The following is a 10,000-nucleotide window of genomic DNA, read 5'->3' as shown; positions in this document are numbered from 1 at the left end:
CGAAATGCTGCGCACCTTTAACTGCGGTGTCGGGTTTGTGCTTTATGTGAAGCCACAGAACGCCGACGCGGTTCTGGCGGCGCTGCTCAATGCGGGCGAAGACGCCTTTATCTGCGGCCAGCTGGTGGCGGCGTAATGAATCTCCTCCCTGTCGCGTAAGCGATGGGGAGGTGGATTTTTGCCATAGGCAAAAAGACGGAGGGGGATGACGCAGGCATTCGGCCTCCCTCCGTCGCCCCTTCGCTAAAGCTCCGGCGCGCCACCTCCCCACGGCTTGCGCCGTAGGGAGGAGAGTTTAGGTGACCCCCAAAACCAAAACCGCCATCTTCATTTCCGGGCGCGGGTCCAACATGATGGCCCTTGTCGAAGCCGCCAAAGCCCCGGACTTTCCGGCCGAATGCGTCGTGGTGGTGTCCAACGATCCTGCCGCCGCCGGGCTTGAGTGGGCCGCGTCGCAAGGCATCGAGGCGCTGGCCGTTGATCACAAGCCCTTCGGCAAGGACCGCGAGGCGCATGAGCGCGCCATTGACGCTGAGTTGCGGGCGCGTGGCGTCGAATTCATCTGTCTGGCCGGCTATATGCGTATCCTGACGCCGTGGCTGGTGACGCAGTGGGAAGGGCGGATGATCAATATTCACCCGTCCCTGCTGCCGAAGTACAAGGGCCTGCACACCCACGAACGCGCCATAGACGCCGGGGATACCGAGGCCGGGTGCAGCATCCACTGGGTGTCCGCCGGGGTGGACGAGGGGGCTTTGATCGCTCAGGCCCGCGTGCCGATTCTCGAGGGCGATACGCCCGATAGGCTGGCGGCGCGGGTGCTGACAGAGGAACACCGGCTCTATCCCGCCGCGGTGCGCGATATTCTAACAAAAATGTAATCTGGCCGTCGTTAAGGTTTCTTGCGCAACAAAGGCGCTCATGTAAAGTCCGCAGCCTGTTATAAATTTACACAGGATGCGCTTGTATGTCGCTGAAATCCGTCCTCACCTACGGGGCCGCCTTTGCGCTGGCCGCCGTCATGGCTCCCGCCGCGCCGGGTACGGCTCTGGCCGACGAAGGCATGTGGACCTTCGACAACTTCCCCGCCGCCAAGGTCAAGGAGACCTACGGCGTGACGCTCGACAAGGCATGGATGGACAAGGTGCAGGCTGCGGCCGTGCGCCTGTCGGGCTGCTCGGCCTCGGTGGTGTCGCCGGACGGTCTGGTGCTGACCAATGCCCACTGCGTGATTGCCTGTGCGCAGGACCTGTCCACGCCGCAGGCGGATTACGTCAATGACGGCTTCCTGACGAAGGCCCGCACCGAGGAAAAGACCTGCCCCGGTCAGACGGCGGAAATCCTTTTGTCGATCACCGACGTGACCAAGGACATCAATGCGGCGACCAAGGGTCTCACCGGCGCTGACTTCGTCAAGGCGCAGAACGTCAAGTCGGCCGAGCTGGAAAAGGCCGCGTGCGGCGATGACAAGACGATCCGCTGTCAGGTGATCAGCTTCTATCAGGGCGGTGAGTACAAGCTCTATAAGTATCGCCGCTATACCGATGTGCGTCTGGTCTTCTATCCGGAATATAAGGCGGGCTTCTTTGGCGGGGACCCCGACAATTTCAACTTCCCGCGCTACAATCTCGATTCCGGCTTCCTGCGCCTGTACGAGAACGGTCAGCCGGTGAAGACGCCGCAGCATCTCAAATTCGCCACGACGGCGCCCAAGGAGAACGAGCTGGTGCTGGTGGCCGGTAACCCCGGTTCGACCAGCCGTCTGTTGACCGTCTCTCAGCTTGAAACCCTGCGTGACGTGACCATCCCGACCCAGCAACTGATGCGCTCGGAACTGCGCGGCCGCCTGATCCAGTTTGGGGCTGAATCCGAAGCTAACAAGAAAATCACCGTCGATACCCTGACCAGCCTCGAAAACGGCTTCAAGGTCTTCTACGGTCAGCAGCTGGCGCTTCAGGATCCGAAGGTTATGGAGGCCAAACGCGCCGAAGAAGCGGCCCTGAAGGCCGGTATGAGCGCTGAGGACAAGGCGCTCTATGGCGATCCGTGGGCCGATCTGGCGGCGGTTCAGGTGGCGGCCAAGGACCTCTATCTGCCCTACTATTTCCTCGACTCGTCGCTCAATTCGTCGAGCCTGTTCTCCTATGCCCGCACCCTGGTGCGCGCCGCCAAGGAGCGCGCCAAGCTGTCCGCCGAGCGTTTGCCGGAATTTGCCGATACGCGCCTGCCGCTGGTCGAAAAGCGCCTGCTGGACAAGGCGAACATCATCCCGGCGCATGAGCGCATCTTCCTCGAATTCCGCCTGCTCAAGGCCCGCGAATATCTGACGACGGACAACGCCATCACCAAGCTGATGCTGGGTAAGGAATCGCCCGAAGGCCTGTCGAAGCGCCTGATCGAAGGCACGAAGCTCGGTGATCCGGCGGTGCGCAAGGCCCTGTGGGACGGCGGTCTGGCGGCCATTCAGGCCTCTGACGACCCGATGATCCAGTATGCGCTGAAAATCGACGATCAGGCGCTGGCGCTACGCAAGGAATACGAGGCCAAGGTTTCGGGCCCGACGCGCATCGCCGCCGAAAAGGTCGCCAAGATCCGCTTCAAGGCCTATGGCAACTCGACCTATCCGGACGCGACCTTCTCGCTTCGCCTGTCCTATGGCAAGGTGACGGGCTGGACCTATCGCGGTCAGACCGTGCCGGCCTTTACGCAGTTCGCGGGCCTGTATGACCGCGCTACGGGCAACGACCCCTATGAGCTGTCGCCGAAGTTCGCCGCCGCCAAGAGCAAGATCGACCCGAAGATCGTCTATAACTTCTCCTCGACCAATGACATCATCGGCGGCAATTCCGGCTCGCCGGTGATCAATGCCAGGGCGGAAGTCGTGGGCGCGGCCTTTGACGGCAATATCCATAGCCTGGGCGGGGCCTACTACTATGACGGCACGATCAACCGCACCGTCACCGTGGCCTCAACCGCCATCCTTGAAGCGCTGGACAAGGTCTATGACCAGAAGGCGCTGGTGAAGGAACTGAGCGGTAAGTAAGTCAAAATCTCCTCCCTGTGCCGAAGGCATGGGGAGGTGGCAGGCTGCGAAGCAGACTGACGGAGGGGGATTGCGCCTTCGTCGGTCACGCGCGCTGCCCCTTGAAATCAGAAAAGGCCGGGGATCGCGTTCCCGGCCTTTTTCCGTGTCATCCCCCTCCGCCTCGCAAGCTCGGCACCTCCCCATTGCTGCGCAACAGGGAGGAGGGAGTCAGCCATATCTTCCGGTTAAGACGCCTATTATCAACGCCAAAACGAATAGCCCGCTTATGCTTGCAGCCGCTTTTACGCCACTCTTGACACCACCGGTCATAAAGCCCGAGCCAAATGAGATGATGGCAATCCAACCCCACCATCCCAGCGACGCCCAGCGGAACTGAAGCTTCTGTCCCCAAAGGTCAAAATAATAACCGTGAGCAAAGAACGCGCCTATTCCGGTAACGACAATAGCTATGCCAATCCAAGTGTTTGCGGTTTGGCGAAGCTTCTGCGTTTCGGATGGCATGGGGTCAATAACTTCCCATTTTCAGGTTGAGTTTCAGCGCATTGGCCAGTGCCTTGGCGCGTTTGCGTGTCTGTTCGCCAAGGAGCAGGTCTTCCCAGCCGCTCTTGGCCTCCAGCACCAGATCGCGGCCCTGCTGCGTCAGGTGGGCGTGGCGGAGCAGGGCGCCCGACTTGGCCGACAGGTCACAGCCCAGCCGCAAGGCCAGACCCAGCCGCGTGGCGCGCTCAAGCCCGTCATCGCCCAGAATACGGCTGATCAGCACCGGCTCCTTGGTATAGGCGTCGCCGGAATAGCGGGTGAACAGGGTCGAGGCCAGGAAGACGCGCTCGGCGTGGTTCTGCCCCGGAATAGGGGCACGCAGCACCTGATCGCAGACGAGGTCGGCGCGGTGGTCGGGGTGCAGCAGTGCGCCCATATCGGCCAGCTTGGATGCCGCGCGGATCAGCCGCACATCGGGTATGTCGATGCCGGAGGTGGTATCGTAGAAATCGCATACCCACTGGGCCAGAGCCGGCCCCATATCGTTGCTGATACCCTGACGCGCCCCCAGAGCGGCGCAGCCTTCGATCAGCGGGTCGCGCTTTTGCACGTCCTTCGGCAATTGTTCAAACAGCACGCCTTCGCGCAGGCCGTTGGCCGAAAAGTTGATAGTGTCGAAGCCGAAGGTTTCGATCAGGGCCTGAAGCACCAGAGCCGCATAGGCCAGATGCTCCATGCGCCGCTTGGTGACGCCGCGGATGCGTTCCAGCGAGGCGGGCGACTGGGTGGCGATCAGGCGGCAGATATTGAGGGCTTCGCGCGCGGGCAGCTCAAATTGCTGAACGATCTGAAGCGGGTAGTTGGCCTTCTGCATCCAGATGATGGCGAGGTTGCGCCACGCGCCGCCGACCGCATGAAAAGTTGCAAACTGAAAGCGATCCTTGTGCGGCGTCAGAACCTCACGGATGCGCGTCAGGGTCTTGTCGATATCGACCGCTGCCGGAGCCCCCAGCGCGAACGGCCCCAGAGGCAGGGTGATGCCTTTGAAGGCGTTTTCGCCTTGCAGATCAATCAGCTCAAGGCTCGATCCGCCGAGGTCGCCCACCACTCCCACCGCATCATCATGGCCGCACAGCACGCCCAGCGCCGAGTAATAGGCCTCTTCGGCCCCGCTGAGGACGCGCACCTTGAAGCCCGTTTCGGCCTCAATAGTTTGCACCATGTCCGGGCCGTCTTCGGCTTCACGGATAGCGGCGGTCGCCACGGCGTGCACCTGCGACAGGGGGTAGGAATCGACGATGAAACGAAAGCGTTTCAGCGCGATCAGCGTGTCGCGGCAGCCCGACGGGCTCAGGCGGCCGCTGCTCATCAGTTCGCGCCCCAGCCCCGCCAGCACCTTTTCGTTATGCACCGGCCAGATCGAGCGCCCTTCGACGCGATAGATGACCAGACGCACCGAGTTCGACCCGATGTCGATGACGGCCGTGTAGTAGGCGGCGGGCAGGGCCGTCGCGGCGGGAAGGGGGGCAAAGCTACTTTCGGGCACCGACATGATCAAACGCTTGGGGGAGATCCTTGACGCCGCGACCTCTACCGGACAGCGACGGGTTTGTCATGAAGTATTCGTGGGCCGAGAAGGGCGCATCGAGGCCGGTCGTATCAAAGCGCGTATAGGTGCCGTCTGACGACAGGTTCCACGATTGCGCCTCGTCATTGAGGTTGGCGACCATGATCTGATCCAGCACCTGACGGTGCACGGTCGGGTTATCAACCGGGATCAGGGTTTCGACGCGGCGGTCCAGATTGCGGCTCATCCAGTCGGCGGACGAGATGAAGACGCGCGCCTGATCCGACGGCAGGGCGTGGCCATTGGCGAAGCACACGATGCGCGTGTGCTCTAGGAAGCGCCCGACGATCGACTTGACGCGGATATTGTCCGAATAGCCCGCCACGCCGGGACGCAGGCAGCAGATACCACGGATGACGAGGTCGATCTGCACCCCGGCCTGCGAGGCCTGATAGAGCTTGCGGATGATCACCGGATCGACCAGCGAATTCATCTTGGCCCAGATTTGCGCGGGCTTGCCGGCGCGGGCATTGGCGATTTCCTGCTCGATCAGATAGATCAGCCCCTGTTTCAGCGTCACGGGCGAGAAGTAAAGCTTTTCCATCACGTCCGGGCGGGCATAGCCGGTGATGAAGTTGAAGACGCGCATGGCGTCGCGCCCCAGCGCCGGGTCGGCGGTAAACAGGCTCAGGTCCGTATAGACCTTGGCCGTCACCGGGTGATAGTTGCCGGTGCCGAAGTGGCAATAGGTGCGCAAGGCCTCGCCTTCGCGGCGCGCCACGACGCTCAGCTTGGCGTGGGTCTTGTACTCCACAAAGCCATAGACGACGTGCACGCCCGCGCGTTCCATGGCGCGGGCCCAGCGCAGATTGGCCTCTTCGTCAAAGCGCGCCTTGATTTCGACCAGTGCCGTGACGTTTTTGCCTTGCTCGGCGGCCTCGATGAGGGCCGCGACGATGGGCGAGTCCTTTGAGGTGCGGTAAAGCGTCTGTTTGATCGCGATGACGTTGGGGTCGCGCGCCGCCTGACGCAGGAACTGCACCACGGCGTCGAAGCTCTCGAACGGGTGGTGGACCAGAATGTCCTTTTCGCGGATGGCCGAGAAGATGTCCCCGGCATTGTCGCGGATGCGTTCCGGGAAGCGCGGCGTGTAGGGCTTGAATTTCAGGTCGTTGCGGTCGGGCGGGATAAGCTGCGACAGCTCGGACATGCCCAGAATGCCATCGACAATGGTCACGTCCTGCGGCTGGGCGTGCAGTTGCTCGATGATGAATTCGCGCAGGTCTTCGGGCATGGAGGCGCCGAACTTGACGCGCACCACCGAACCGAGACGGCGCTGCTTCAGCAGGGCTTCGAACTCACGCACCAGGTCTTCGGCTTCTTCCTCGATTTCGATGTCCGAGTCGCGGATGATACGGAAGACGCCCTTGCCCAGAATATCGAAGCCGGGGAAGATCTGCTGGGCGAACATGACCACCATGCCCTCCAGCGTGACGAATTTGCGCCGCGTGTTCTGACCGCGCGAATTGCCACCGATCTCCCAGAAGCGGCGCACGCCCGTAGGAATGGGCACAAGGGCGTAAAGCGTCTTGGCATCGGCGCGGCGTTGCAGTTTCAGCGCGATGCAGAAGCCCAGATTGGGGATGAAGGGGAAGGGGTGCGCCGGGTCGATGGCCAGCGGCGTCAGCACGGGGAAAAGCTGCTCATGGAAGCGCTTTTCCAGCCACGCCGTGTCGGTCTTGGTGACCTCCTTGTGGTCGAGCAGGATCAGGCCATTGGCCGACAGTTCGGCCTTCAGCTTGGACCAGATGGTCTGCTGCTTGTTCATCAGGGCCTGAGCGACCTTGTTGACGGCCTCAAGCTGTTCGGCCGGGGTGTGGCCGTCTTCGGACAGGATACGCACGCCTTCGCGCACCTGACCCTGAAGCCCGGCGACGCGCACCATGTAGAATTCGTCGAGATTGTTGGCCGAAATCGACAGGAAGCGCAGCCGCTCCAGCAACGGGTGGCGCGGATTTTCGGCCTCTTCGATCACCCGCTTGTTGAAGGCCAGCCACGACAGTTCGCGGTTGATATAGAGCGCATCGCCCAGCGCCTCGTCCGAGGTCAGATCAATTTGAGCCTCTGACTGAGGCTCAGCCGCCACCGACTCTGTCGTGCGGATAATGTCATTGACGGTTTCGGAGGCGGGCATGGCGGTTCAGAATCCTTATTTTCTTATGTTTTACTGACTAAATCTCATCCCAATCGTCGAACCAAGTCATATTTTCACTGGTCTCGATAAATTGACGCGCCAAAGACCGGGTAAAGGCGCGGCCATTGGCATATGCCTCAAGACCTGTGACAATTTTTTGGGCGTGCGCCACCGAGCGCTCCATGCGGCGGCTGAGATATTCCAGCACGTCGTCGGAGGGCGTGATGACGCGCGCTTCAAACAGCTTTTTCAGCACGCTTTTCAGCAGGCTATCGTCCGGTTCCGGCATATCGACGACGCGCATGGCCTTCAGCCGCGACTCGAAATCGGGGACACGGATGGTCCATTGCGCCGGGTGCTGCCGTGACAGCAGCAGCAGGCGGCCGTCCGACGCCGTGCGGTTATAGAGGTGGAACAGGACCTCCTGATCAAAGGTCTCAGCCTCATCGACCACGAACAGGGTGGCGGTGTCGGGTACGGGCACGCCGGGGCTCAGCCAGTGCGCGCCTTGCGTTTCAGCAAACACATGGCCGGCGTGGGTCTTGCCGGAGCCGATCGGTCCGGTCAGCACCAGATGCGGGTTCAGCCAGTCTGCGGGCTGCCTCAAAAGGTCGAACAGGGCGCGATTGGCGTCGGAAACGACAAAGTTCGCCGCCGCATAGGGGGCAGGCAGGGACAGGTCGAGCGGGTACTGATGCGCCATGCGCTTAACTTAGGAAGATGGGGCGCAGAAGGCAATCCGTGGCCGCCGCATCCGATGGGGTTAGTTCGGTGGGCCGTTCTGGGGAAAAGAAACCCCGGATAGACACGGAGGGTCCGAGAAGGGTGAGGCGTGTGGGTATGACTATCCGTGAGATCGCCACAGGCGATCATCCGTGTGCATCCGTGGCCTGAAACTGAAAAAACATCTCACTTGCAAAGTGAAATTAAATTCGGAGGCGGCTTTTTGCCGGGAGTCCGGACACAAGTCTTGACAATCCGCCCCTGTCATGTGCCCTAGCCCCCAACCGTTTTTTGAGCCGGATTCAGAGACTCACAATGCATAGTTACCGTACCCATACCTGCGGCGCGCTGCGCGCCACCGACGCCGGCGCCGAGGTGCGCGTGTCGGGCTGGATTCACCGCAAGCGCGACCACGGCGGCCTGTTGTTCATCGACCTGCGCGACCATTACGGCCTGACGCAACTGGTGTTCAATCCGGACAGCGCGGGTTTTGCCAAGGTCGAACGCTTGCGTGCTGAAAGCGTTATCCGCGTCGATGGCAAGGTGGTGGCGAGGGATGAGGCGACCGTCAATCCCAACCTGCCGACCGGGGCTATCGAAGTCGTGGTGTCGGATATCGAAGTGCTGTCCGAAGCCGCCGAACTGCCGCTGCCGGTGTTCGGTGAGCCTGAATATCCCGAAGAAATCCGTCTGAAAAACCGCTTCCTCGACCTGCGCCGCGAAACCCTGCACAAGAACATCGTGCTGCGCTCGCGCGTCATTCAGTCGATCCGTAACCGCATGGTCGCGCAGGGTTTTCTGGAATACCAGACCCCCATCCTGACCGCCTCGTCGCCCGAAGGGGCGCGCGACTTCCTGGTGCCGTCGCGTCTGCACGCGGGCAAGTTCTATGCCCTTCCGCAAGCGCCGCAGCAGTTCAAGCAGTTGCTGATGGTGTCGGGTTTCGACCGCTATTTCCAGATCGCGCCGTGCTTCCGAGACGAAGACCTGCGCGCTGACCGTTCGCTGGAATTCTATCAGCTCGATATCGAGATGAGCTTTGTGACGCAGGAAGACGTGTTCGCGGCCATCGAGCCGGTGATGCACGGCCTGTTTACCGAGTTCGGCGAAGGCAAGCGCGTGTCCAGCTATCCGTTCCAGCGCATCCCCTACAAAGAGTCCATCGCCAAGTACGGCTCGGACAAGCCGGACCTGCGCAACCCCATCGAAATGCAGGACGTGTCTGAGCATTTCCGCGGCGGCGGCTTTGGCCTGTTTGCGCGTATCCTCGAAAACAGCGCCAATGCCGTGTGGGCCATTCCGGCCCCCAAGGGCGGCTCGCGCGCCTTCTGCGACCGTATGAATTCCTGGGCGCAGGGCGAAGGTCAGCCGGGCCTCGGCTACATCTTCTGGTCTGAGGATCAGGGTGCGTGGGGCGGCCCCATCGCCAAAAACCTCGGCAACGACGCCACCACGGCGCTGATGAACGCTCTGGGTCTGGGGCAGGGCGACGCAGCCTTCTTCGTGGCTGGCGATCCCAAGGTCTTCTACAAGTTTGCCGGTCTGGCGCGCACCAAGGTCGGCACCGATCTCAACCTGGTGGACGAGGATCAGTTCCGCTTCTGCTGGATCGTCGATTTCCCGATGTTCGAGTACAATGAGGACGAGAAGAAGGTCGATTTCTCGCACAACCCCTTCTCCATGCCGCAAGGCGAGATGGAGGCGCTTCTCACCAAGGACCCGCTCGACATTCTGGCCTATCAGTACGACATCGTCTGCAACGGCTATGAGCTGTGCTCCGGCGCGATCCGGAACCACAAGCAGGAGATCATGCTCAAGGCCTTTGAGATCGCGGGCTATGGCGCCGATGTGGTCGAAAATCAGTTTGGCGGGATGCTCAATGCCTTCAAATACGGCGCGCCGCCGCACGGCGGTCTGGCCCCCGGTATCGACCGCATTGTGATGCTGCTGGCCGGTCAGACGGCGATCCGCGAGGTCATCGCCTTCCCGC

The 10,000-nt window shown here is 61.5% G+C and carries 8 protein-coding genes; 4 read left to right on the top strand and 4 right to left on the bottom strand.

The window, feature by feature from the left end; genetic code table 11:
- From LDL37_RS08750 to LDL37_RS08740, 3 genes are all read left to right on the top strand, one after another.
- Positions 1-136, top strand: a 136-nt coding sequence (locus LDL37_RS08750) for an AIR synthase-related protein (RefSeq protein WP_290796861.1), incomplete at its 5' end; no start/stop codon positions are given.
- A 163-nt stretch (positions 137-299) separates the two neighbouring features.
- Positions 300-881, top strand: a complete 582-nt coding sequence (purN, locus tag LDL37_RS08745) for a phosphoribosylglycinamide formyltransferase (protein ID WP_290796858.1) — start codon at positions 300-302, stop codon at positions 879-881.
- Between the two features lie 86 nt (positions 882-967).
- On the top strand, positions 968-3,043 hold the full coding sequence (locus LDL37_RS08740) for a S46 family peptidase (RefSeq protein WP_290796855.1): 2,076 nt from the start codon (positions 968-970) through the stop codon (positions 3,041-3,043).
- A gap of 210 nt (positions 3,044-3,253) precedes the next feature.
- Here the strand turns inward: LDL37_RS08740 and LDL37_RS08735 are convergent, their stop codons facing one another.
- From LDL37_RS08735 to LDL37_RS08720, 4 genes are read right to left on the bottom strand one after another with little or no spacing between them, the layout of a single operon-like run.
- Positions 3,254-3,547: a hypothetical protein gene (locus LDL37_RS08735; protein ID WP_290796852.1), complete on the bottom strand. Its 294-nt coding sequence runs from the start codon at positions 3,545-3,547 to the stop codon at positions 3,254-3,256.
- A 4-nt stretch (positions 3,548-3,551) separates the two neighbouring features.
- Complete coding sequence (locus LDL37_RS08730; protein ID WP_290796849.1) at positions 3,552-5,078, bottom strand: Ppx/GppA family phosphatase; 1,527 nt, start codon at positions 5,076-5,078, stop codon at positions 3,552-3,554.
- Positions 5,059-7,287, bottom strand: a complete 2,229-nt coding sequence (locus LDL37_RS08725) for an RNA degradosome polyphosphate kinase (protein WP_290796846.1) — start codon at positions 7,285-7,287, stop codon at positions 5,059-5,061. The genes LDL37_RS08730 and LDL37_RS08725 overlap by 20 nt, the downstream gene beginning before the upstream one ends.
- 37 nt (positions 7,288-7,324) lie before the next feature.
- Complete coding sequence (locus LDL37_RS08720) at positions 7,325-7,990, bottom strand: DnaA/Hda family protein (protein ID WP_290796843.1); 666 nt, start codon at positions 7,988-7,990, stop codon at positions 7,325-7,327.
- A 335-nt stretch (positions 7,991-8,325) separates the two neighbouring features.
- Between LDL37_RS08720 and aspS the strand changes: the two genes are divergently transcribed.
- A partial coding sequence (gene aspS, locus LDL37_RS08715) for an aspartate--tRNA ligase (RefSeq protein WP_290796841.1) occupies positions 8,326-10,000 on the top strand: 1,675 nt, incomplete at its 3' end.

Origin of the sequence: Asticcacaulis sp., from assembly GCF_020217185.1 — a bacterium.
Lineage (GTDB): Bacteria > Pseudomonadota > Alphaproteobacteria > Caulobacterales > Caulobacteraceae > Asticcacaulis.
The sequence above is the reverse complement of the archived record's forward strand: the minus strand, read 5'-3'. Positions and strand labels throughout refer to the sequence as shown.